Source organism: Rhodococcus sp. NPDC056516, assembly GCF_042794655.1.
Lineage (GTDB): Bacteria > Actinomycetota > Actinomycetes > Mycobacteriales > Mycobacteriaceae > Rhodococcus_F.
On the sequence record NZ_JBHTTG010000006.1, the window covers coordinates 288,098 to 310,862 of the forward strand.

The 22,765-nt window shown below is 63.7% G+C and carries 22 protein-coding genes; 12 read left to right on the forward strand and 10 right to left on the reverse strand.

The window, feature by feature from the left end; genetic code table 11:
• Positions 1-89: 89 nt before the first annotated feature.
• On the reverse strand, positions 90-1,832 hold the full coding sequence (locus tag ACFQ6Y_RS20005) for a glycerol-3-phosphate dehydrogenase/oxidase (RefSeq protein ID WP_378534168.1): 1,743 nt from the start codon (positions 1,830-1,832) through the stop codon (positions 90-92).
• A gap of 108 nt (positions 1,833-1,940) precedes the next feature.
• Between ACFQ6Y_RS20005 and glpK the strand changes: the two genes are divergently transcribed.
• The gene (gene glpK, locus ACFQ6Y_RS20010; RefSeq protein WP_378636250.1) at positions 1,941-3,431 is read left to right on the forward strand and encodes a glycerol kinase GlpK; all 1,491 of its coding nucleotides are present in this window, start codon (positions 1,941-1,943) and stop codon (positions 3,429-3,431) included.
• A 204-nt stretch (positions 3,432-3,635) separates the two neighbouring features.
• Positions 3,636-5,051 carry an MFS transporter gene (locus ACFQ6Y_RS20015; protein ID WP_378636255.1) on the forward strand — a complete coding sequence of 472 codons (1,416 nt, stop codon included), beginning with the start codon at positions 3,636-3,638 and terminating at the stop codon, positions 5,049-5,051.
• On the opposite strand, the gene ACFQ6Y_RS20020 is transcribed toward ACFQ6Y_RS20015, so the two are convergent.
• Positions 5,048-5,944: a LysR substrate-binding domain-containing protein gene (locus ACFQ6Y_RS20020; protein ID WP_230812442.1), complete on the reverse strand. Its 897-nt coding sequence runs from the start codon at positions 5,942-5,944 to the stop codon at positions 5,048-5,050. The genes ACFQ6Y_RS20015 and ACFQ6Y_RS20020 overlap by 4 nt on opposite strands.
• A gap of 84 nt (positions 5,945-6,028) precedes the next feature.
• Here ACFQ6Y_RS20020 and ACFQ6Y_RS20025 point away from each other — a divergent pair, with 84 nt between their 5' ends.
• Positions 6,029-6,943, forward strand: coding sequence for a CoA transferase subunit A (locus ACFQ6Y_RS20025; RefSeq protein WP_378636259.1), 915 nt, complete (start codon positions 6,029-6,031; stop codon positions 6,941-6,943).
• Positions 6,940-7,725, forward strand: a complete 786-nt coding sequence (locus ACFQ6Y_RS20030; protein ID WP_378636264.1) for a CoA-transferase subunit beta — start codon at positions 6,940-6,942, stop codon at positions 7,723-7,725. Before ACFQ6Y_RS20025 ends, ACFQ6Y_RS20030 begins: the two co-directional genes overlap by 4 nt.
• On the opposite strand, the gene ACFQ6Y_RS20035 is transcribed toward ACFQ6Y_RS20030, so the two are convergent.
• The gene (locus ACFQ6Y_RS20035) at positions 7,706-8,887 is read right to left on the reverse strand and encodes a PLP-dependent aminotransferase family protein (protein WP_378636269.1); all 1,182 of its coding nucleotides are present in this window, start codon (positions 8,885-8,887) and stop codon (positions 7,706-7,708) included. The genes ACFQ6Y_RS20030 and ACFQ6Y_RS20035 overlap by 20 nt on opposite strands.
• A 181-nt stretch (positions 8,888-9,068) precedes the next feature.
• Positions 9,069-10,472: an NAD(P)H-quinone dehydrogenase gene (locus ACFQ6Y_RS20040; RefSeq protein ID WP_230812434.1), complete on the reverse strand. Its 1,404-nt coding sequence runs from the start codon at positions 10,470-10,472 to the stop codon at positions 9,069-9,071.
• Positions 10,473-10,626: 154 nt separating this feature from the next.
• On the opposite strand from ACFQ6Y_RS20040, the gene ACFQ6Y_RS20045 reads away from it, so the two are divergent.
• Positions 10,627-11,097 carry a gamma-glutamylcyclotransferase gene (locus ACFQ6Y_RS20045; protein ID WP_003940753.1) on the forward strand — a complete coding sequence of 157 codons (471 nt, stop codon included), beginning with the start codon at positions 10,627-10,629 and terminating at the stop codon, positions 11,095-11,097.
• A gap of 38 nt (positions 11,098-11,135) precedes the next feature.
• On the opposite strand, the gene ACFQ6Y_RS20050 is transcribed toward ACFQ6Y_RS20045, so the two are convergent.
• The 4 genes from ACFQ6Y_RS20050 to ACFQ6Y_RS20065 are packed head-to-tail and all read right to left on the reverse strand — an operon-like array spanning position 11,136 to position 15,283.
• Positions 11,136-12,212: a hypothetical protein gene (locus tag ACFQ6Y_RS20050; RefSeq protein ID WP_378636274.1), complete on the reverse strand. Its 1,077-nt coding sequence runs from the start codon at positions 12,210-12,212 to the stop codon at positions 11,136-11,138.
• Positions 12,213-12,266: 54 nt separating this feature from the next.
• Positions 12,267-13,415 (reverse strand): M20 family metallopeptidase, encoded by a 1,149-nt coding sequence (locus tag ACFQ6Y_RS20055; RefSeq protein WP_003940741.1) that lies wholly within the window; start codon positions 13,413-13,415, stop codon positions 12,267-12,269.
• On the reverse strand, positions 13,412-14,572 hold the full coding sequence (locus tag ACFQ6Y_RS20060; protein ID WP_378636278.1) for a M20 family metallopeptidase: 1,161 nt from the start codon (positions 14,570-14,572) through the stop codon (positions 13,412-13,414). Before ACFQ6Y_RS20060 ends, ACFQ6Y_RS20055 begins: the two co-directional genes overlap by 4 nt.
• Positions 14,573-14,584: 12 nt before the next feature.
• Entirely contained in the window at positions 14,585-15,283 is a 699-nt protein-coding gene (locus ACFQ6Y_RS20065) for an enoyl-CoA hydratase-related protein (protein ID WP_003940710.1), read from the reverse strand.
• A 67-nt stretch (positions 15,284-15,350) separates the two neighbouring features.
• Here ACFQ6Y_RS20065 and ACFQ6Y_RS20070 point away from each other — a divergent pair, with 67 nt between their 5' ends.
• Both ACFQ6Y_RS20070 and ACFQ6Y_RS20075 read left to right on the forward strand, forming a co-directional pair.
• Complete coding sequence (locus ACFQ6Y_RS20070) at positions 15,351-16,148, forward strand: purine-nucleoside phosphorylase (protein WP_378636283.1); 798 nt, start codon at positions 15,351-15,353, stop codon at positions 16,146-16,148.
• Positions 16,145-17,737, forward strand: a complete 1,593-nt coding sequence (locus tag ACFQ6Y_RS20075; protein WP_378636287.1) for a phospho-sugar mutase — start codon at positions 16,145-16,147, stop codon at positions 17,735-17,737. The genes ACFQ6Y_RS20070 and ACFQ6Y_RS20075 overlap by 4 nt, the downstream gene beginning before the upstream one ends.
• Here ACFQ6Y_RS20075 and upp read toward each other — a convergent pair.
• Positions 17,734-18,357 carry a uracil phosphoribosyltransferase gene (upp, locus tag ACFQ6Y_RS20080; RefSeq protein WP_007727319.1) on the reverse strand — a complete coding sequence of 208 codons (624 nt, stop codon included), beginning with the start codon at positions 18,355-18,357 and terminating at the stop codon, positions 17,734-17,736. The two genes, ACFQ6Y_RS20075 and upp, sit on opposite strands and share 4 nt — an antisense overlap.
• A gap of 81 nt (positions 18,358-18,438) precedes the next feature.
• Between upp and ACFQ6Y_RS20085 the strand changes: the two genes are divergently transcribed.
• The 5 genes from ACFQ6Y_RS20085 to ACFQ6Y_RS20105 are packed head-to-tail and all read left to right on the forward strand — an operon-like array spanning position 18,439 to position 21,656.
• Complete coding sequence (locus tag ACFQ6Y_RS20085; protein ID WP_378636290.1) at positions 18,439-18,753, forward strand: type VII secretion target; 315 nt, start codon at positions 18,439-18,441, stop codon at positions 18,751-18,753.
• Positions 18,750-19,724, forward strand: a complete 975-nt coding sequence (locus ACFQ6Y_RS20090; protein WP_378636295.1) for a C40 family peptidase — start codon at positions 18,750-18,752, stop codon at positions 19,722-19,724. The genes ACFQ6Y_RS20085 and ACFQ6Y_RS20090 overlap by 4 nt, the downstream gene beginning before the upstream one ends.
• Before the next feature lie 8 nt (positions 19,725-19,732).
• Positions 19,733-20,074: a hypothetical protein gene (locus ACFQ6Y_RS20095; protein ID WP_378636300.1), complete on the forward strand. Its 342-nt coding sequence runs from the start codon at positions 19,733-19,735 to the stop codon at positions 20,072-20,074.
• A gap of 17 nt (positions 20,075-20,091) precedes the next feature.
• Complete coding sequence (locus tag ACFQ6Y_RS20100; RefSeq protein ID WP_378545071.1) at positions 20,092-20,370, forward strand: YbaB/EbfC family nucleoid-associated protein; 279 nt, start codon at positions 20,092-20,094, stop codon at positions 20,368-20,370.
• A 47-nt stretch (positions 20,371-20,417) separates the two neighbouring features.
• On the forward strand, positions 20,418-21,656 hold the full coding sequence (locus tag ACFQ6Y_RS20105) for a primosomal protein (RefSeq protein ID WP_378545074.1): 1,239 nt from the start codon (positions 20,418-20,420) through the stop codon (positions 21,654-21,656).
• Between the two features lie 15 nt (positions 21,657-21,671).
• Here the strand turns inward: ACFQ6Y_RS20105 and ACFQ6Y_RS20110 are convergent, their stop codons facing one another.
• A complete protein-coding gene (locus ACFQ6Y_RS20110; RefSeq protein ID WP_378447694.1) occupies positions 21,672-22,757 on the reverse strand; it encodes an adenosine deaminase in 1,086 nt (361 codons plus the stop codon).
• Between the last annotated feature and the right edge of the window lie 8 nt (positions 22,758-22,765).

Here is a 22,765-nt window from a genome sequence, read left to right on the forward strand (position 1 = left end):
CTGGGCGACGCTCGACCGGTCTGTGCTGACACGGGTGGTGATTCGACACCCGTCTACCCACGGCGGACCGAGAACAAACGACAGGCGACTCAAACCCGATCCGGCACCACGACGACAGGCTCGAGGATCTCGGCCCTCGACTCCGGCGCTGCGGCGCGCAAGGCATCGGCCGACTCGTCGTCCGGTTGGGTTTGAGACTCGATTTCCGCTTCGACGCGCGCTCGATACGTGTCGACCTCGCGTTCGACGGTGGCGGCATCCCAACCGAGAATCGGGGCCACCAAGCCGGCGACCTGCTGCGCGCAGTTGACACCGCGATGCGGATATTCGATCGCGATGCGCATGCGGCGGGCCAGGATGTCGTCGAGGTGCAGTGCCCCCTCGGCCGCAGCCGCGTACACAGCTTCGACCTGAAGGTAGTCGGGCGCATCCGTGATGGGCTGCAACAACTCCGGCGTCTGCCGGCCGAGTTCGAGGACCTCGGTGATGAGCGACCCGTACCGGTCGAGCAGGTGCTTGACGCGATACGGATGCAATCCGTACTGCTCACCCAATTGCATGGTCTGATTGACCAGTGCGAAGTATCCGTCGGCACCGACGAGCGGTACCTTCTCCGTGATCGACGACGCCACTCGCGCCGGAATGTCTTCTGCAGCCACATCGACGGCGTCTTCCGCCATCACCCGATACGTCGTGTACTTTCCTCCGGCGATGGCGACCAGGCCGGGAGCCACCCGGGCGACAGCGTGCTCGCGCGACAGCTTCGACGTCTCGTCGCTTTCACCGGCGAGCAGCGGACGCAGACCCGCGTACACACCGTCGATGTCGGCGTGCGTCAACGGCGTGACCAGGACGGAGTTCACATGTCCGAGGATGTAGTCGATATCTGCTTTGGTTGCCGCGGGGTGGGCGAGATCCAAGTTCCAGTCGGTGTCGGTGGTGCCGATGATCCAGTGACTGCCCCAGGGAATGACGAACAGCACCGACTTCTCGGTACGCAGGATAATGGCGGCTTCACTGACGATGCGATCGCGCGGGACGACGATGTGTACGCCCTTCGACGCTCGCACCCGGAACCGTCCGCGCTGACGTGAGAGCGCTTGGATCTCGTCCGTCCAGACACCGGTCGCGTTGATGACGACGTGACCCTTGACCTCGGCGGTACGTCCGTCTTCGCAGTCGCGGACACGAACTCCCGAGACCCGGTCCGCCTCCCGCAGAAAGCCCACGACCTGCGTCGACGTTCGCACGACTGCGCCGTAATGTGCAGCGGTGCGTGCGACGGTCATGGTGTGCCGAGCATCGTCGACGACGGTGTCGTAGTACTGGATGCCACCGGTCAGCGAACTGCGTTTGAGACTCGGCGACATGCGCAGCGCGCCCGCCCGGGTCAGGTGCTTCTGGGAGGGGACCGACTTTGCGCCACCCATCCGGTCGTAGAGGAAGATTCCCGCGGCCATGTACGGGCGTTCCCACACGCGGTGAGCCAAGGGGAAGAGGAACTTCAGGGGCTTGACCAGGTGCGGCGCCAGCGTGGTCAGCGAGAGTTCGCGCTCACGCAACGCCTCACGAACGAGACCGAATTCGAGTTGCTCGAGATAGCGGAGACCGCCGTGGAACATCTTCGACGAGCGGCTGGACGTGCCGGATGCGTAGTCACGAGCCTCGACCAACGCAACCTTGAGTCCGCGGGTTGCCGCATCGAGGGCAGCTCCGACACCGACCACACCGCCACCGACCACGACGACGTCGAATTGCTCGGTCTGAAGTTGTTCCCAAGCAGCTTCACGCTGCTGCGGGCCGAGAAACTGCGCACCTTGCTGCTTACTCAACCCGGTCTCCTGTAAGTCGACGACGAATCCGTTTACAGGCTAGTAGCTTGATCCACATACTGCGACAGCGCACGGATTACTGCGAACGCGCCCGAACCTAGGAGCACAGTGAATCAATACATCGCCGCCATCGACCAAGGCACGACGTCGAGCCGCTGCATGATCTTCGATCACGACGGCGCCGTGGTGAGCGTTGCGCAGAAAGAACACGAACAGATTTTCCCGCGCGCCGGTTGGGTCGAGCACGACCCGGTCGCGCTGTGGATCAACACCCGAGAGGTGGTCGCCGGAGCGCTCGCGAAGGTCGATCTCACACGCGCCGACATCGCTGCCGTCGGAATCACGAATCAGCGTGAGACGACCGTCGTTTGGGAGCGTTCGACGGGCAAGCCGGTCTACAACGCGATCGTGTGGCAGGACACGCGCACCGATCAACTGTGCGTCGAACTGGGCGGAGACGAGGGGCCGGACAAGTACCGAGACAAGACCGGACTACCGCTCTCGACCTACTTCGCCGGGCCGAAGATCCGCTGGATTCTCGACAACGTCGACGGAGCGAGAGACAAAGCGGAGGCCGGGGAGCTGTGCTTCGGCACTGTCGACACGTGGATCGTGTGGAACTTGACCGAGGGCGTTCACGTGACAGATGTCACCAATGCGTCACGCACGATGTTGATGGATCTGGAGACCCTCCAGTGGGACGAATCGATCTGTGCGGACTTCGGAATCCCGATGTCGATGCTCCCGGAAATCCGTAGTTCTTCCGAGGTGTACGGCACCGGCCGCCCTCGCGGCAATCTCGCCGGAGTACCGGTCGCCGGAATTCTCGGTGACCAACAGGCAGCGACGTTCGGTCAGGCCTGCCTCTCCGAGGGTGAAGCCAAGAACACCTACGGCACCGGCAATTTCATGCTCCTCAATACGGGAACGAAGCCTGTTCACAGCAAGCACGGACTGCTGACCACCGTCTGCTACAAACTCGGCGAAGCCCCCGCCGTCTATGCACTCGAAGGTTCCGTCGCGGTGACGGGATCCTTGGTCCAGTGGCTTCGGGACAATCTCGGAATCATTCAGAACGCCAAGGACATCGAGCCGCTCGCCGCAAGTGTCGAGGACAACGGCGGCGCCTACTTCGTGCCCGCGTTCTCGGGACTGTTCGCACCTCGGTGGCGACCGGACGCACGCGGCGTCATCGTCGGCCTGACGCGCTTCGTCAACAAGGGACACCTTGCCCGCGCGGCACTCGAGGCGACGGCATACCAAACCCGCGAGGTCATCGACGCGATGCGTGCGGATTCGGGCGTCGAACTGTCCGCCCTGAAGGTCGACGGCGGCATGGTGGTCAACGAAACCCTGATGCAGTTCCAGTCGGACATCCTCGGAGTTCCCGTCATCCGTCCGGTGGTCAACGAAACAACAGCACTCGGTGCTGCATACGCAGCGGGCCTTGCCATCGGTTATTGGGCGGACACCGAAGACATCCGCAACAACTGGGCCGTCGGCCAGACGTGGGAACCGGCGATGAACGAGTCCGAACGAGCACGGCTGTACGCGGAGTGGAACAAGGCCGTCGAAAGGACGTACAACTGGTCCGAGTAATCACCCCGATCGCTCGGACTGACACCGGCTCCCCCGTCAGACATCTTCCATACCGGAACAGTTGATCCTGGTCGCCTATTGATACTCCAGAGGTATCAATAGGCGACCAACTTGGTATTGGACGTGACCTACACCACTCTGCGAATCTCATTCAGGCGCGCCACGTTTCGGCGCCGCGAATGATGCAGAGAAAGGTCGCCACGCATGAGTTCACCCTCTCGCAGTTCCGAGGAGATCAACGCCAAGGCACGAAGAGCCGGTATCGCTTCGTTCATCGGAACCACTATCGAGTGGTACGACTTCTACATCTACGGCACCGCAGCTGCCTTGGTGTTCGGCGACATCTTCTTCTCCGACACTCTCCCGAGCGGGGTCGGAACGCTCCTCGCCTTCATCACTCTGTGGGCAGGCTTCCTCGCCCGGCCGATCGGCGGGATCATCTTCGGACACCTCGGCGACCGGATCGGACGCAAGAACACTCTGGTCATCACCTTGATGATGATGGGCGTCGCCACCGTCGGCATCGGACTCCTTCCTACCTATGCACAGGTAGGGATCTGGGCGCCGATCGGCCTGGTCACCCTTCGCGTCATCCAGGGAGTCGCAGTCGGTGGCGAATGGGGCGGCGCAGTGCTCATCGCCAGCGAGAACGCACCGAAGGGCAAGAGCATCCTCTACTCCGCGTTCGCTCAACAAGGCTCCCCCGCGGGAAATCTGTTGGCCACCATCGCATTCTTCCTGCTGTCTTCGATGCCGACGCCGTCATTCCTTCTCTACGGCTGGCGCATCCCATTTCTCGTTTCGGCATGCCTGGTCATTCTCGGAATGATCATTCGCCTCAAACTCGAAGAGTCCGACGAGATGAAGGCCGTTCTCGCCCGCAAGAAGGTCGTCAAACTTCCGCTCGCCGAAGTGTTGCGCAAGCATTGGGTACTGGTACTGCTCGGCGCCGGCGCACTCCCCCTCGCGCAGGTCACCTACTTCAAGAACACCTTCGCATTGTCCTGGGCTACGAAAGAACTCGGATACGACCGAGGAACCTTCCTCGCCGCCATCGCGATCGCGCTCGTCGTGCAGTTCATCGTCCAACCGTTCGGTGCCGTCCTTGTCTCCAAGATCGACATGCGAAAAGCCATGTGTCTGATGGTGATACCGGAGTTCGTTCTCATGCCCGCGATGTTCTTCGCCATCAGAACCGGGAACTTCACCATTGCAGTCGTCGCGATGTGTCTGGCCACGATCCCGCACTCGATGTTCTACGGCGCGATCGCCGGCGTTCTCGCTCGGGCTTTCCCCGCCAACATCCGCTACACCGGTCTGTCGACGGCGTACCAACTGTGTTCCCTCATCGTCGGCGGCGGAACTCCGGTACTGGCGCAGTGGATGCTCAACACCTCCGGCAACATCGTCGGGGTCGCGATCGTGTCCGGGCTGTACGCACTTGTCTCGCTGATCTGCACCCTTCTCCTGCTCCGCCGTACCGGATACAACGCAAGCGAACTCTCGACGGCCGAGCAGGCGGATTACGACGAACTCGAACTCGAGAACACCCTTGCCGAAACTGCGAACTCGCCGAAATCCGAAGCGGGTGAGATTCCTTCAGGTCGGGCAACCGTCTAAGCCAGGGACGGCAGCGCCTGCTCGGACAATTTCAACACTTCGAGAAGAGCAGGTCTGTCGTCTCCCTCTCGCCAGGCGATACGCAGTTGAAGAGGAGGAGGTGGATCCATGACGGGAACAAAGACCACATCCGGGTTCACGATGCTCTGGGCTACCGAGGAAATGGTCAACGAGCATCCGATTTCCGCGGACACCAGCGCGATCAACGACATCGAATCCGGTGCCGTCTGCACGATTCGGGCGAGGAACCCTGCGTTCTTCGACGCAGTGAGCAGAGATTCCCGCAGAATCGACCCGGGTTCCGCCGGAAGCGTCACCCAATTCTCGGACTCCAATTCGATCAACCGAACCGAGTCCCTCGACGCCAACGGGTGGTCTTTCGACATGGCAACCAGAAAGTCCTCCTCAGCGATCAGCCTCGACGTGATCCCGAGCGGTGGGACGGTCCACCGCACCATCCCGATATCGAGTCGTCGATCGAGCAGCATCAACAACGCCTCGTTCGCGAAAGCGGAACTGTCGAGCACGAATTCGATACCGGGATTGGTCTTTCTCACCAATTTCGCCCACCGCCCGACGAGCAGATGCGACGAGGTACCCGCAAAACCCAGGCGAACGCGACCTGTCGTTCCCTTGCCTGCCGCGGACACCGCGATCTCGGCCATCCGGCACGCGTCCAGTATCTCGCGCGCCGGAAGCAGCAGCGCTTCGCCGGCAGCAGTCAACCGCACGGTTCGAGTACTTCGATCGAACAACGGCGAACCGAGCTGTTTCTCGAATTGCCTGATCGTTCGACTCAGTGGCGGTTGCGCAATCCGAAGCCGCTGCGCCGCACGGCCGAAATGTAGCTCCTCAGCCACCGCGAGAAATGCGTTGATCTGATGAATTTCCACCCGACATTGTTGCGCCACGCCGGCCGACCCTGTCAAGTTTCCGAAACCGACCGAGTGCGCGAGAGAACAAGAAGAGGTACACACGTGGACAAGACCCTCTCGATGAAAGAGGCCATCGGTCGATACGTCGGAGACGGCATGACTGTTGCGCTGGAGGGATTTTCGCATCTCATCCCCTTTGCCGCGGCACACGAGATCATCCGGCAGGGCAGGAAGGACCTCACGCTGTGCCGAATGACGCCGGACATCGTTTCCGATCAGCTCGTCGCCGCCGGCTGCGTCCGAAAGCTGGTTGCATCGTTCTTCGCCAGCGGGTCCGCGGGGTCTCTGTACGAGTTACGCAGACGCATCGAGAACCAGGACCCGCTCCCCCTCGAGGTCGAGGAATACAGCCACTACGGCATGGTCTGCCGGTATCAGGCTGGAGCCGCCAGGCTTCCTTTCTTCCCTCTACGGTCGTACGCCGGGAGTGATCTGCCCGCGCTCAACCCGCAACTGAGACTCGTCGACGACCCGTACGGCGGCGGGAGCGTCTACGTCGTGCCGCCACTGAATCCGGATGTGACGATCATCGGTGCACAGCGGGCGGATTCGTCCGGGAACGCACAGATCTGGGGCATCGCCGGTGTGCAGCAAGAAGCCGTGTACGCCGCGAAGAAGGCGATCGTCGTTGTCGAAGAACTGGTCGACGACGAGGTCATCAGGTCCGACCCCAGCCGAACTCTGATTCCCTCGCACGCGGTCGACGCGGTTGTCGTCTGCCCGCGCGGCGCGCACCCGTCGTACGCACAGGGATACTACGACCGCGATTGCGGCTTCTACCGACGCTGGACCGAAATCTCCAAAGATCCTTCACGGCTGAGAGATTGGCTCGACGATTGGGTGTACGCACTCGACAGTCACAGCGAGTATCTCGCCAAACTCGGAGCAGACTACTGGACCGATCTCGAAGTCGGATCAAAACTTTCCACACCTGTCGACTACGGGAGCAGACTATGACCACCACGATCGACACCGGGGCTACCACCTCCACCGAGACCATCGTCGCCGTCGCGGCACGCGAATTGGCCGGTAAGCGCCGAGTCTTTGCCGGAGTTGGGCTACCCACGCTCGCAGTCGATCTCGCGAGGCACACGTCGAATCCGGACGTCGAGCTGATCTACGAGTCCGGGGTGTGCGGCGCGCACCCGTCAGCCATGGCCGAGGGTATCGCCGACTCCGTGGTTGTCTCCGGCGCCGAATCCGTGCTGAGCATGGCCGCGCTCTTCGGCTATGTCCTGCAGGGTGGCAACGTCGACGTCGGATTTCTCGGGGCCGCTCAAATCGATCGAACGGGCAGTCTGAACACGAGTTTCATCGGTGACTGGAAGAATCCGACGGTCAGACTGCCCGGAGCGGGCGGAGCTGTCGAGATCATCGCGAACGCCGCCGAAATCTTCGTCGTGATGCGTCGCCACGACCTCAGTTCCTTTCCGGCCGAGCTCGACTTCTGCACCTCACCGAGCCCCGCCCGCGCCCTCGCCAGCGGAAAGGGCATCATGCCGGCAGGTGCAGGAGTGAGAAAGGTATTCACCAACCTCGGCGTCCTGACACACCAGGGCCCCGGCGGCGAACTGGAGTTGACCAGCGTCCACGAGGGAATCTCTGTCGATCAGGTACGGGAGTCGACGGGATGGGACCTGGCCGTCGCCGACCATGTCACCGTCACCACTCCACCGTCGAGCACGGAGATCGATCTGCTCCGCAACACGATCGACAAGGTCAGGCTGTACCTGCGCTGACACTGTCCCGGAGCCTGCCGACGGCATCGACCAGCACGGCTTCGGGATACGTCGCGAAACACAGTCGAGCGCTTCGGCTGAGGTCCGCTTCGACTGCGAACGCCGAACCTGGGACAAAAGCGACTCCGTATTTCAGTGCGACCCCCAGGAGTTCGGTGGTATCGACGTCGTCGAGAAAATCCATCCAGCAGAACATGCCGCCGCGGACCTCGGAAAAGCGTGCACGACCACCCAATTCCGTCTCGGCGGCTGTGACCATTGCCTTCGCTCTGGCTCCGTACCCCGCCCGGAGGTTGTCGAGGTGCGCGTCGAACCACTCCCGGTCGGAGAAGAGGTCAGCGGCGATCTGCTGGGTGAGCGAAGAACCGCACAGATCAGCGCCTTGCTTGATTAGTTCGACGGCCTCGCAGACTCGCCGATCGCCGTGCAGCCAGCCGACGCGCAGCGCCGGCGCCAACACCTTGGAGGCACTGGACAGCCGAATCACCCTGTCCGACAGCGCAGCCAGCGGCGCGGGCGGTTGGTCGCCGAAGTACAGCTCGCCGTACGGGTCGTCCTCGAGAACCCAGAATCCGTATCGGTCGGCCAGTGCGGCCAGGTGCGTTCGGCGCTGCGCGGAAAGCACCGCGCCGCGCGGGTTGTGGAAATTGCTCACGGTGTGAACAACTTTGGGCCGAAGACCGGCGTCGAGTTTCGCCTCGAGCGCGGCAATGTCCATCCCGTCCTCGTCCAGCCGGACCGGAACGAGACGGGCCTGCGCCGTCCGAAAGACCTGCAGCGCACCGGTATACGCCGGTTCCTCCACGACAACGACGTCACCGACGTCGAGGAGCACCTGCGCGAGCAAGCTCAAACCTTGCTGAGAACCGTGTGTGATCACAACTTCGGACGCGTCGAGTGATCGCCCGATTTTCGTGGATTCACGCTCGGCGATCACCTCACGGAGGCGCCGCAGGCCGGAGGTCTCGCCGTACTGGACGGACGAGGGGTCACCGAGTGCGTCGTGCGCCGCCTTCGAGATTCGTTCCCGCGGAATGAAATCGGGGTCGGGTAGCCCGCCGGCCAAACTGATGACGTCGGGTCGGGCAGTCAGAGTGAGTAGATCGCGAATTGCAGAACTACGGAGTCCGTCCATACGAGCGGACAGCGCGGCGTGTGTCATGTGAAGCTCCCAGGCACGCAGAATGAAGGTCAGAGGAATAACACCCTGAGCCGTCCTGGGTCAACGGGGCGGGAGAGCGCCGAGATACCGACCCTTGATTCGGTCGGTATCTCGACTATCTCACCAATACTTCAGTATGTGAAACAGAGTTCTCACATTGTAAGAAAATTCTGGTCGGTTGTCAGTCCAGGTCGTCGTGACGCATGAGCTGACGAGCAGCTTCGGTGATCGACCCGGTCAACGACGGGTACACCGAGAACGTCTGAGCCAGGTCGTTGACCGTCAAGTTGTTCTGCACAGCGATCGCGATCGGCAGGATCAGTTCCGAAGCGGTGGGTGCGACCACAACACCGCCGATAACCACGCCGGTAGCCGGGCGGCAGAAGATTTTCACGAAACCGCGACGCAAACCGGACATCTTGGCACGCGGGTTGGTGTTGAGCGGCAACATGACGGTGCGAGCAGGCACCTCTCCGTTGTCGATCGCCGCCTGCGAAACACCCACCGTTGCAATTTCGGGGCGCGTGAAGACGGCCGACGCGACAGTCTTCAGCTTGATCGGGCTGACGCCTTCACCGAGTGCGTGGTACATCGCGATGCGTCCCTGCATCGCCGCCACCGAGGCGAGCGGAAGAAGCCCGGTGCAGTCACCGGCTGCGTAGATTCCGGAAACCGTGGTGCGCGAAACCCGGTCGACACGCAGGTATCCACCCTTGTCCAGCTCGATGCCGACCCGTTCCAGGCCGAGACCGTTGGTGTTGGGGACGGAACCGACGGTCATCAAAGCGTGGCTTCCTTCGACCGTGCGGCCGTCGGAGAGCTTGACGACGATGCCCTTCTCGGTGCGCTCGACGGCGTCCGCGCGGGCGTGCTTGACGAGGGAGACGCCGCGCTCGGCGAGGGCGTCCTCGAGTACGAGTGCCGCATCGGCATCCTCGCCGGGCAGAACACGATCACGACTGGACACGAGAGTGACCTTGACGCCCATCTCGGTGTACGCGGAGACGAACTCGGCACCGGTGACACCGGAACCGACCACGACCAGGTGCTCGGGCAGCTCGTCCAAGTCGTAGAGCTGACGCCACGTCATGATTCGCTCACCGTCGGGCTCGGCTCCCGGGATGATGCGGGGGCTGGCGCCGGTGGCGATCAACACGACGTCTGCGTCGATGGTCTTCTGCTCGCCGCTTCCGAGCGTCGCGCGAACCTGGTGCGCCGCCATTCCGAGGAGCGGATCGGTGAGTTCGGCGGTGCCGGAGAGAACCTCGACACCAACCGTCTGCAACCGTGCGCGAATGTCCGAGGACTGGGACAACGCGAGACTCTTGACTCGGGAGTGGATCTTCGGCAGTGAAACCGAAGCCTGCTCCGGATCCAAGGTGATGCCGAGATCGGATGCACGACGCATGTCGGTGCGGATTCCGGTGGACGCGATGAATGTCTTCGACGGAACACAGTCGAACAGCACACACGCACCGCCGACGCCGTCCGAATCGACCAGGGTGACCGTGGCCCCGTGCTGCGCGGCTACCAGTGCCGCCTCGTAGCCGGCGGGTCCGCCACCGATGATCACGATCCGGGTCATGTGTCCTCCAAGTCCTCGCGTGGCCGGCAGGGGTCTCCCGTCGACCAGTGTCACGCTATTCGAGCACTACGTGTCGCGCAGTGCTTGTACCAGATTACTTGCGTCCGGTGGTCCGCTTCGCCACACCCTCGGACCACGGTTTAGGCTTGCGCCCGTGTCGATTTATGCCGCTTACGGTTCCAACATGCATCCCGAGCAGATGTTGTTGCGCTGCCCACACTCGCCCATGTCCGGGACAGGGTGGCTGCGAGGCTGGCGCCTGACCTTCAGCGGCGAGGACCTCGGCTGGGAGGGTGCTCTCGCCACCGTCGTCGAAGATCCTGACTCCAGTGTTTTCGTGGTTCTCTACGACGTCCCGGAAGAGGACGAAGTAAGCCTGGACCGCTGGGAAGGCGCCGAACTAGGTCTGCACCGCAAGATCCGAGTGCGGGTCGACACGGCCGGCGATGCAGTCCTCGCGTGGCTCTATGTCATGGATGCGTACGAAGGTGGACTGCCGTCCGCCCGCTACATCGGCGTGATGGCCGACGCTGCCGAGATTGCCGGAGCGCCGGCCGAGTATGTACGAGAGTTGCGGACGCGAAACAGCCGCAACGTTGGTCCGGGTAACGGAGTTACCGATTAAGCGCTGTAACGGAGTGACGGACTAGATTGCCGTCCTGCTCAAAGCAGCAGGAAATACGCGAGCACCGCGAGTGCCGCGAGCACGACCACAATCGCGACTCCGACGAGAACGCGCTTCGAACCGCGCGACGCCGATTCGCCTGCGACAACTGCAGTTTCCGGCTCGGCTGTTGCCACCCCGGCTGCGGTTTCAGCCGCCACCTTCTCGCGTCCCAGAGTGTCGAACACCTCGGTCACGTCATGTGAAGGCGGCAACCCGATCGGCACGATCGTGTGCGACGTCGAGGTGAATCCGGCAGCGAGGATTGCAGCTCCCAGCGCGGCCGACTGCTCGGGTCCGGGGCCGAGTTCACATCTGACACCGAGCTTTTCGGCAATCCCGGCAGCTATGGACATCATGGCTGCTTTGTCCGTCGCCGGTTCTCCGTCACCGGTGACGACTACGGCGTCCAGGTTCTCCGGCATCCAGCCGAACGCACCCAGGGCTGTCGCGAGGCGTGAACTCGGCGAACTCCCGTCGCCGGCAAAGCCGAATGCGCGGCCCGCGGCGACACCCGAACGCACCAGCGTGACCGCTGCTCCGGTGTCGTCCACGTGATAGATGCCGATGAGCGTGCCGGCGAGCGCCGCGATTTCCGACTCGAACCACGCCGAAACCGCCTCGGCATCCGAGACGAGTGTGACTCGTTCGAGGCCCGCGTAGACCAGAGAATCCTGCATGAGGGCGGCAGTGGACGAGTCCCAGCGCGACGGGTACGTGGCGACGATGTCGGGGGCTCCCCCGCTCCGGCCACCGCGATCGGGCAGCGGCTCACATTCCTGCAACAGACAGCGAATCGAGGTCGCCACCAAATCCTCGGCGCGGTAACGAGTATCGGCCGTTCCTGCGACGCCACTCGGGTCCCCGACGCGACCGACAAAACCCGACCAGCTCTCGGCGAACTCACGACCGGCACCCAGTTGCTCGGTGCCTCCGAGCACCGTCGTTCCGTCCTTGCGTTGATTGAGGATCGTGTCCCGAACCAACACCACCGGATCGGCCGAACCCGGATCGTTCGACGCAACGACAGCCGTCGACACCAATGTGCCGATTCGCACTCCCACACCTATCGACATGCCCGTACCTTCACTCGAACGAACGAAAAACGGTACCCCCGACGGGAACCGGAACTATCCCAGAACCAGGCTCGTGAGAACCTTCACACCGACGCCGAGTGCACGCTCGTCGAGATCGAAAGTGGGTTGGTGGATATCGAGCTGGTCGCCTTCACCCGACCACACACCGAGCCGCGCCATGGCACCCGGCACGGTTTCGAGGTACCACGAAAAGTCTTCGCCACCACCGGATTGCGGGGTGTCCGCCAGAGCATCTTGTCCGACGGTCGCGATGGCGTCCTCGAACATCCGGGTGGACACCTCGTCGTTGACGACCGGTGGCACTCCGCGACGATAGTTGAGTTGGTAGCGAACGCCGGTGGGTGCGAGCAATCCGTGGACGATTTCTTCCACGAGCGGTTCGAGCAACTCCCACGTGTCGTGATCGCCGGTACGTACCGTGCCCGTCATCATGCCGGTCTGCGGAATCGCGTTGGGCGCCTGACCTGCACTGACCGCGCCCCACACCATGACGGTGCCGGTACGCGGATCGATACGACGGCTGAGCATTCCAGGCAGCCCGGTCACGACTGTGCCGAGTGCGTAGATCAGATCCGTGGTCAGGTGCGGCCTCGACGTGTGCCCACCCGGAGAATCGAGGACGACCTCGATGGTGTCTGCAGCAGAGGTGATCGCGCCAAGACGCATGCCCACCTGGCCTGCCTCGAGTCGCGGATCGCAGTGCAGAGCAAAGATTCTGGACACACCGTCGAGCGCACCGGCGGCGATGACGTCGAGTGCTCCGCCAGGCATGACTTCCTCGGCGGGCTGGAAGATCAGCCGAACCCCGACGGGAAGTTCGGGCAGCGTGGCCAGAGCCAGTCCGGCGCCGAGCAGGATGGTGGTGTGGGCGTCGTGCCCGCATGCATGGGATACACCGGGGACCGTGGACGAATACGTCGCCCCTGTCGCTTCCTGCATCGGCAAAGCGTCCATGTCGGCGCGGAGTGCGATTCGTGGACCTTCCGGTCCGATGTCGCACGTGAGGCCGGTGCCACCGGGAAGGATCTTCGGCGACAGCCCAGCGGCAGTGAGGCGGGTCGCGACGAATTCGGTGGTCGCGTATTCGCGGCGAGCCAACTCCGGGTTGGCATGGATGTGTCGGCGCCACGCGACGAGGTCGTCGGTGTGCGCGTGAATCCACGTATCGATTGCCGCGTTCACCGGCGATCTACCCCTTCCAACAGACGGGCGCGTTGTTCTGGATCGGACGCTACCCGGACAGCAGTGCGGGCCAACGCAATTGCACCGTCGACTACCGCTCGATCTGCGGAGGTGGTGATACACGCCGCCGCGAACTCCGGCTGATGTGTCACTGCCCCCGATGAATCCAAGCCTATGACCGGGTGAATTCCCGGAATCACATTGGTCACATTACCCATATCCGTACTACCCAGCGGACGGGAGCGCTCCCATTCCACCGCCAGTGGCACCCGTCCGAGATCGACGATCTGTTCACGGTACGCCGCCGCCAGCCACGGATCGGGGGTCAACTCGGTGTAAGTGGGCGATACCGTGCGGATTTCGTGGGTGCATCCGGTGCCGAGTGCGCCCGAGGCGAAGCAGGCGTCAGCACGCTCGGACAGATTGGCCAACGACGCGGCCGTCTCGGCACGCAGGTAGTAGAGCAGTTCGGACCGGGCCGGAACGATGTTGGGAGCTGTGCCGCCATCACTGACGATTCCGTGAATCTGCTGGCCTGGCTGCAGGTGCTGACGCAACAGCCCGACCGCCACCTGAGCGAGCGTCGCCGCGTCGGCGGCATTACGACCGAATTCAGGCGCAGCAGACGCATGCGCCTCGCGACCGTGATAGCTGACCGCGATGTCCGCCAGGGCCAGCGAGGTGGCACCGATGATGTCGATCGGTCCTGGATGAACCATCATGGCCGCTCCGACGCCGTCGAATGCACCACGCTCGAGCATCAGAACTTTGCCGCCACCGGTTTCCTCCGCCGGAGTACCGATCACTCGGACGGTGATCCCCAGTTCATCGGCCACGGTAGCCAACGCGATGCCGGCTCCGACCGCGGCTGCGGCAATGATGTTGTGCCCACAGGCATGACCGATCTCGGGCAGCGCGTCGTACTCGGCGCAGATCGCGATGACCAACTCTCCGCTGCCGTAGGTGGCATCGAAAGCCGTCGGCAGATCGACGATCCCGCGAGTGACCGCGAAACCGTGCTGCGCCAGCAGGTCCGACACTTTGGCAGCGCTGCGGAACTCCTCGAAGGCGAGTTCCGGGTCGCTGTGAATCGAATGCGACAGCGCAATCAGATCGGCCTCTACAGACCTGACTGCACTGTCGACATTCTGATTCACGCGATCATTGTCTCACCCGAAGGAGAAGTTGCTCTTGTCAGTCACCTGAGCGAGGTCCGCAAGTGCATCGCGGTGGATGCCTGCCTTGATACCCGCCAAGTTCTTGCCGTGAGTCGACGTCAATGCCGACGCCTTGGCCACTGCTGCCGCGAGCACTCCGTCGCCGTCGACCGTTTCCTGCACGATGCCGGCAGCAAGCGCGTCGGCGCCGCCGAATCGACGCCCCGTCGTCATCGCGTCGACCGCCGTCTGCTTGGGCAGACGACTGTTCAGCAATGCAGACATCCCGACTGTGAACGGCATGTTCAGTCCGACCTCGGGAAGGCAGTAGAAGCCGCGATCCGCGCGCATGATCTGGAAATCGTGCGAGGACGCGAGCATGGCGCCGGCGCCGAATGCGTGCCCCTGCACGGCCGCGACCGTGGCCATCGGGAAGGTCAGCAGCCGGCTGTAGATGGTGTGGACCTTGTCCAGGTAACCGGGAAGACCGTCGAGATTGCCGAAGATCCACGTCGTGTCCAGGCCGTTCGTGTAGAACTTGCCCGTCGCCGTGGTCACCAGGGCTGCCGGCCCCTCGTGCGCTTCGACCTCGTCCAGCTTGCTGTGAACAGCGTCGATCCACTCGGGGCCGAAGCGGTTCTCGTTGTCCGTTTCGCCCTCGTTGCCGAGGTACAGGATGAATACGTCGCCGTCGCGTTCGAGATAAGGCATGGATGGGAGAGTAACGCCCGCCAACTCACCCGACGAACCGACCCGACTCCTCAGTAGGGTTGCTCACATGGGAACGATCGCCGAGGCCGCCGCCGCTGCTCTGTCCGCCATGACGGGTTCTTCGTCACCGTCAGTCGCCATCGTGCTCGGGTCGGGGTGGACCGACGCCGCAGACGTGTTCGGCGACGCCGGTGCGGACGTGACGGCTGAAGTCTCGATGGCCGATCTGCCTGGCTTCGCCCCACCGTCGGCGCTCGGGCACGCGGGCACCATTCGTTCGGTGCGCGTCGGGAATACCGAAGTCCTGCTGCTGCTCGGGCGCGCGCATGCGTACGAGGGCCACGATCTCGGCACCGTCGTCCACCCGGTCCGGACGGCCATCGCTGCCGGCGCCGACACCGTCATCCTCACCAACGCGGCCGGCGGTATTGCTGGAAACTACGCCGTCGGCCAACCGGTGCTGATCAGCGACCATCTGAACCTGACGGCCAGGTCCCCGCTCGTCGGCGCGGAGTTCGTCGACCTGGTCGACGCCTACTCGCCGGAACTGCGCGCGCTGGCTCGCTCGATCGACCCGGACCTTGCCGAGGGTGTTTACGCCGGGCTTCCCGGTCCGCACTACGAGACTCCGGCCGAGATTCGAATGCTTCGTACACTCGGCGCCGATCTGGTCGGCATGTCGACGGTGCACGAGACCATTGCGGCCCGCGCGCTCGGCGCCCGCGTTCTCGGCATCTCGATGGTCACCAACCTGGCCGCCGGAATCACTGGGGCCCCGCTGGACCATCAGGAGGTGCTGGCGGCAGGCAAAGCGTCGGCAGCGCGGATGGGAGTGCTGTTGCGTCAACTGGTCGAGCAACTGTGACACCTACCCACGTCACCGAGTGGATCGACGCCGATCCGGACCCAGTCACCCGCGCAGAACTGACAGTCCTTTCGGAACATGAACTGGCCGAACGCTTTTCCGCGCCACTGGCGTTCGGCACCGCTGGGCTTCGCGGGCCGGTGCGCGGCGGCCCCAACGGCATGAACCTCGCGGTCGTCATCCGGACCACGGCCGGTCTGGCGGCCTGGCTGACAGCTCGCTGCCAGGGCGGCTCCCGCGTTGTCGTCGGCCGCGACGCCCGGCGCGGTTCCGAGGAATTTGCTCGCGCCGCCGCTGAAGTCATGGCGGCGGCCGGGTTCGAGGTGACCCTGCTCCCCCGTCCGTTGCCGACACCGCTGGTGGCGTTTGCGGTGCGCAGGCTCGGCGCAGCGGCAGGTATCCAGATCACCGCCTCCCACAATCCTGCTGCCGACAACGGCTACAAGGTGTACCTCTCGGGTGGGGCGCAACTCGTCTCCCCCGCCGATCGTGAAATCGAGAGCGAGATCGCCCGCATCGGTGGCGCCTCCGACGTCCCTCGAATGCCGGTGTTTCCCGTCGACGATTCCCTGGTCGAGGAGTACATCGCGCGCATCGCGACCCTCCCGCACGGCGACGCCCGCTCGATCCGGATTGCGCTCACGGCAATGCACGGCGTCGGCGGCGAGACCGCGACAGCTGCTCTGCGAGCAGCAGGATTCGAGGACCTGCACGTCGTGGCGGAGCAGTTCGATCCCGACCCGACGTTTCCGACCGTCGAGTTCCCCAATCCCGAAGAGCCCGGCGCCGCAGACCGGCTGCTCGCACTCGCCGGAAGTGTCGACGCGGATCTGGCGATCGCACTCGACCCGGATGCCGACCGCTGCGCCGTCGGAGTTCTCGACGGTGGTCAGTGGCGCATGCTGCGCGGCGACGAAACCGGGGTGCTTCTGGCCGACCACGTGCTGAGCACGGCGCCCGAAGATTCGTTGGTGGCGACGACGATCGTCTCCTCGACTTTGCTCTCGAAGTTGGCGAAAGCCCGCGGAGCGCGGTTTGCGCAGACACTCACCGGGTTCAAGTGGCTCACGCGCGCCGGCGACGGTCTGGTCTATGCCTACGAGGAGGCGATCGGGCACTGCGTCGATCCGGATGTGGTGCGAGACAAGGACGGCATCTCGGCTGCCGTACTGGTGGCCGACTTGGCTGCCACCCTCGCGGGCAGCAACAGAACCCTCTTGGATGTTCTGGGCGACTATGCCGTCGAATTCGGACTGCATCGCGGGGACCAAGTATCCCGCCGCGTCGAGGACTCGAGCGACATCACCGAAATGATGGAACGGTTACGCGCCGATCCGCCCGGCCAGCTCGCGGGTGAGCCGGTGACCGTCGAAGACTTGTCCCTGGTTCGCGGCGGTATGCGCACCGACGCAGTGATATTCGACGGACCGTCGATCCGCGTGGTTGTGCGACCGTCCGGCACCGAGCCCAAGGTCAAGTGCTATCTCGAAGTCGTGGTCCCGGTAGCCGACCGCAGCGATCTCGCGAACGCGCGCGAGCAGGCGAAGGCCCGGCTGGCCGAACTCCGAACCTTCGCCCTCTCGCTCTAGCGGGGTCCGAACTGCCGATCGCCGGCGTCACCGAGTCCGGGGACGATGAAAGCGTTCTCGTCGAGTCCGTCGTCGATGCTCGCGATGACCAGACGCACCGGGTGTCCGGAGGCTGCCAGCGCATCGACGCCGGCCGGAGCAGCTACGACGCACACTGCCGTGACATCGGTCGCGCCACGCGCAACCAGCAAGTCGATGGTGTGCACCATCGAACCACCGGTCGCGAGCATCGGATCGAGCACGAATACCGGGATACCGGACAGATCCGCGGGCAGGGATTCGAGGTACGGAACCGGCTGATGTGTCTCCTCGTCACGGGCCATTCCGACAAAGCCAACCCCGGCCGACGGGATCAGTGCACTGGCTTGTTCGACCATGCCCAGACCCGCGCGCAGCACCGGTACCAGCAAAGGCGGCTTCGCGAGCCGGATGCCCGTCGTCGCTGCTACCGGGGTGTCGACCGGGAACTCCTCTACCTCCGCGTCACGCATGGCCTCGTAGACCAGCATGTGCGTGAGCCTGCGAAGTGCGGAACGAAACGTCGCGTTCTCACTGCGTGCATCACGCATTGTCGTCAAGAGGGCCGCCGCGAGCGGATGGTCGACTACGTGCGTTTGCATGACCATCAGAATAGTTCCTCGGGAACCGAAGCACCCCGCGCGGCGTCCAAGAAGGAGTAAGCGCAACGGGGGGAAGACAAGTTGACAAATCTGGATCTACACACCGAAAGCATCGCGGAGTTCGCCGCGCGGTTGGGCACCGTTGCCGACAACGTCGCGCAGGCCCGACAGCATGCGTCCGGCGGCGATCACACCGCTCTGTCCGCTGTGCTGGGGCTGATCGGCGGAGACTTCGTTCGCGTCGCGGGCCGAGCACAACAAGCGCATGTCGACGACATCGATCGACTGTCCGCTGTGGTCTCCAGCGTCCAGTCAGCCACCCGCGACGCTCACGCTGCCTATCGGGACTCCGAGGAATCGGTACGAATGGCTCTCGTCGAAGCCACACGCTCATGATCGACGTCGACGCACTCGCACGACCGATCATTGATCTGGTCGACACTGTCGGGACTGGCGTCCCCAGCACAAGTGGACCCGACGTCGGCATCCGAATCGCTTCGGACGCCCTCGAGATCGCCTACCAATTGGGAAGCGCCGCACTGAGCGAACTGGCGTCCACCCAGAGTTCGTCGAATGCTCTCACCGCCGCTGTGACCAAAACCGAGCAGACGCAGACGTCGACGCGAAACCTCGCCGATCGTGGGAGCAACATCGCCGGCGTCGTGGACGAAGCCACAACGTCCGTGTCCGCGGGAATGACCGAACTCGGTGAGATTCTTCAGTCCTTTCTGGCGCTCGCCGTCAAGGCCGGGCCGACGCTCGCGACGCCGATGGGGCAATTGATGTTGCTGTCGGCCGCGTTGGAGCACCTCGGGCGGGCGGTCTCGGTAGTCGAGCGGGTACGCGGTGAACTGGCCGGGTCGACCGACAAGATGTCCGCGCTGATCCCACCCGTCCCGATACCGGAACCCGCGCCAGGCGCCTCGGGTTCGGCGGGCACCTCCGGTTCCGCTGGTGGTTCCGTTTCCGCAGGCGGTGTAGAGGTTGAACTCCCCGACGGCTCGATCGCCACCGCACCGAACGCCGAGGCCGCTGCCGCCGTACGCAACGCGCTCACTCAACAGGGTGTCCCGTACGCCTGGGGAGGCACGACACCCGGAGTCGGACTGGACTGCAGCGGGTTGACGCAATGGGCGTACGGCCAAGCCGGAGTCGATATTCCGAGGTTGGCCCAGGAACAAGGAATCGGAAACCAGGTCGATCAGAACGATCTGATGCCGGGCGACCTCGCAGTCTGGGACGGACACGTCGCCATGGTGATCGGCAACGGTCAGATGGTGGAGGCCGGTGACCCTGTCGAAGTCAGTTCCATCCGAACCACGAACAGCGGCATGGGCTTTCACGGCTTCTACCGCCCGACAGAATGACAGGAAACATGTCCGAGAACCTCCGGGAATCGCCGCCGATCATCACAGCCGTCGCCGTCAACCGCGCCGGAACCATCGCGGTCCGCGCCACGGAGCATGCTGTCCCCGTGGACCTGCGGATCAGCCAGGGCGAACTGCGGTACGGCGGCGCACGGTTGGCGCAGCAGATACTCGCTCTGTCCTCGAAAGCTGCAATCGAAGCCGGTGTACGCCATCGTGTGGAGCTCGAGCAGACCGGCGCGCCGGCGGCGATCCTCGATCGACTCGGTCTCGCGACGCGAGACGAACTCGCTGATGTCGACGCCACAGAGGACCAGAGCCTGCCGTCGAGCTGGATGCGTTCGATATGAACGAGATGGATCGAATCATGGAGCTGGCGAAACACCGGACCGGGCTGTTGCAGGACGCCGTCGACGGGGTCACCGCTCTGCGGGCAGTCGTCGCGAGTGAAGGTGGGATAGTGACAGCGACTGTCGACGGGCTGGGCGCTCTGGTCGACTTGCGGATCACCGATGCGATCACCGCCATGGATTCGCGCACGGTAGCCGCACTGACGGTGGCAACCATTCACCAGGCAGTTCAGCAGTCCAATGATGAACGAGAACGGCTGGTGGGTGAGCTCCGCGTGTCGCTGAAACAAACGTGACCAACCCCCGCTATGCCTTTCGCTCTGCGGTGGATAGGCTTCCGCCCATGGCTGGAGACATCGTCCCTATCGAAATCGGACTCACCGACGGAGACCTCGTCACTTTGTGGGCACCCCGCTGGCGCGAGGGCGACGACGAGTGGGAAGCGTTTCTCGGCCATGAGGAAGACCTCTACGGGTTCTCCTCCGTCGCGGAGCTCGCGGCCTTCATCCGCACCGACTCGGACAACGACCTGGTCGAGCATCCGGCGTGGGCCGTCGTCTCCGGACTGTCGGCAGCCGAACTCGAGCCGGAAGAGAACTTCACCTTCGACTTCGTCGGCGTGCCCGAGCTGGCCGCAGGTGACCCTGAGCCACTGGTGGTCTCGGAACTCGAAGACACCCTGAACATGGCTCGCAACATCGGTGAGGTGTGCGAACTCGACGCCGTCATCCGCTTCTTCAGCGGCCATCCGGTACTCGGCGCGCTGGCCACTGGCGCCGGCACCTTCGAAGGTCGCGAAGGACTGGAGCTGTGGGATCAGGTTGGCGCCGCAATCGTCAAGGACTGGGACGCCGTTCTCGACGCCATCGACAAGGTGGTCACCTCCCCGAAGGTCGACGCTGCCGCCGTCGCGGTCGCCGAAGCTGAACTGCTCGCTGCTGCCGAGAACACCGTCGACGCCGACGATGTCGCCGAGGAGGGCGAGGACGAGGAATTCGACGAGGACGACCTCGACGAGGACGAAGACGAAGTCGAGACCTTCTGGGGCGAGGTCGGCGTCGATCCGATCCGCATCATCACCTCGGCCGAGACTTTCTACACTCTGCGCTGCTACATGGGAGATCAGGCGATCTTCCTCGGCAAGGACGGACTGATCACCGTCTTCCGTAGCGAGCGCGCACTCGCTCGTTATCTCGCGGACAACCACGAACACGATCTCTCGCAGGTCAGCACGTACGGCGAGATTCAGAATGCTGCCGTCGACGGTTCACTCGAAATCGAAGTCACGGACGAGAACGTCTACGTTCTGCCCGGCATCGCCGACGACCTCGCGCAGGGCCCGGACGTGGTCGATGCCGAGCAGTTGGAGCTTGCCGTCGAATTGTTCACCGATGCAGCGGATTTCGCCGACGACGACTCCACCGAGGAAGTTCTGTCCGCGTCGAACGAGCTGGGTTGGTACGTCTCCTACCTTCTCAATCCCGATCCGTCCCGGATGGCCCCGAGTGCGCCGTTCACCAAGGAATCCGAGGCCTGGCGTGAACTCGAGCGTGAGTTCGAGGCCCGGTTGCGACCTGAGTAGTCGGGTCCACGTCATCTATCCGATGAGCACGGCGTAACCCGGCTTGATGACGTCGTCGATCAATGCGAGGCGCTCGTCGAACGGGATGAAGGCCGACTTCATCGCATTGATGGTGAAGCGTTCCAGATCGGTCCAGCCGTAACCGAAGGTCTCGACCAACGCCGCCATTTCCCGGCTCATGCTGGTGTCGCTCATCAGCCTGTTGTCGGTGTTGACGGTCACGCGGAAACGCAAGTCCGCCAACAGTCCGAACGGATGGTCCGCCAGGGCGGCTACGGCTCCGGTCTGTACGTTCGAACTCGGGCACAGTTCCAGGGGAATGCGCATGTCACGGACGTAGTTTGCGAGCCGACCCAACTCTGCCCCACCGTGGCCGCCTACCTCGATGTCGTCGACGATCCGCACGCCGTGTCCCAACCGGTCCGCACCGCAGAACGCGATCGCTTCGTGGATCGACGGCAATCCGAAGGCCTCACCCGCGTGGATCGTGAAGTGAGCGTTCGCATCACGCATGTATTCGAAAGCGTCGAGATGCCGGCTCGGTGGGTTTCCGGCCTCGGCGCCGGCGATGTCGAACCCGACCACTCCTCGGTCCCGGAATCGCACCGCGAGTTCGGCGATCTCGCGCGACCGGGCGGCATGCCTCATCGCCGTCAGGAGACACCCGATTCGGATCTCCCGTCCCGCGACCCTGGCGGCGGATTCGCCGGCTCGGAAGCCCTCGAGCACGTGCTCGACGACCTCGTCCAAACTCAGGCCCTGTTCCAGGTGCTGCTCGGGCGCAAAACGGATTTCGGCATAGACGACGTTGTCGTCGGCCAGATCCTCGGCGCACTCACGTGCCACCCGCGCAAGCCCTTCCGGGGTCTGCATCACGGCGACGGTGTGCGCGAACGTTTCGAGGTAGAGCTCGAGCGAACCGCTGTCAGCGGCAGTTCGGAACCATTGTGCCAGTTCGGATGCCGAATTCGCCGGCAGCTCGTCGTAGCCACACTGCTCGGCCAGTTCGAGAACGGTCTCGGGTCGGAGTCCTCCGTCGAGATGGTCGTGGAGAAGAACTTTGGGTGCGCTGCGGATCGTGGTCAACTCCGGTGCGTTCATTCGCCAAC

Bases quoted from the DNA above. Each gene is read 5' to 3' on its own strand.
- ACFQ6Y_RS20015 (WP_378636255.1), top strand. From the start codon at position 3,636: ATGAGTTCACCCTCTCGCAGTTCCGAGGAGATCAACGCCAAGGCACGA.
- ACFQ6Y_RS20030 (WP_378636264.1), top strand. From the start codon at position 6,940: ATGACCACCACGATCGACACCGGGGCTACCACCTCCACCGAGACCATC.
- ACFQ6Y_RS20035 (WP_378636269.1), bottom strand. From the start codon at position 8,887: ATGACACACGCCGCGCTGTCCGCTCGTATGGACGGACTCCGTAGTTCT.
- ACFQ6Y_RS20040 (WP_230812434.1), bottom strand. From the start codon at position 10,472: ATGACCCGGATCGTGATCATCGGTGGCGGACCCGCCGGCTACGAGGCG.
- ACFQ6Y_RS20050 (WP_378636274.1), bottom strand. From the start codon at position 12,212: ATGTCGATAGGTGTGGGAGTGCGAATCGGCACATTGGTGTCGACGGCT.
- ACFQ6Y_RS20065 (WP_003940710.1), bottom strand. From the start codon at position 15,283: ATGCCTTATCTCGAACGCGACGGCGACGTATTCATCCTGTACCTCGGC.
- ACFQ6Y_RS20070 (WP_378636283.1), top strand. From the start codon at position 15,351: ATGGGAACGATCGCCGAGGCCGCCGCCGCTGCTCTGTCCGCCATGACG.
- upp (WP_007727319.1), bottom strand. From the start codon at position 18,357: ATGCAAACGCACGTAGTCGACCATCCGCTCGCGGCGGCCCTCTTGACG.
- ACFQ6Y_RS20090 (WP_378636295.1), top strand. From the start codon at position 18,750: ATGATCGACGTCGACGCACTCGCACGACCGATCATTGATCTGGTCGAC.
- ACFQ6Y_RS20095 (WP_378636300.1), top strand. From the start codon at position 19,733: ATGTCCGAGAACCTCCGGGAATCGCCGCCGATCATCACAGCCGTCGCC.
- ACFQ6Y_RS20100 (WP_378545071.1), top strand. From the start codon at position 20,092: ATGGAGCTGGCGAAACACCGGACCGGGCTGTTGCAGGACGCCGTCGAC.
- ACFQ6Y_RS20105 (WP_378545074.1), top strand. From the start codon at position 20,418: ATGGCTGGAGACATCGTCCCTATCGAAATCGGACTCACCGACGGAGAC.
- ACFQ6Y_RS20110 (WP_378447694.1), bottom strand. From the start codon at position 22,757: ATGAACGCACCGGAGTTGACCACGATCCGCAGCGCACCCAAAGTTCTT.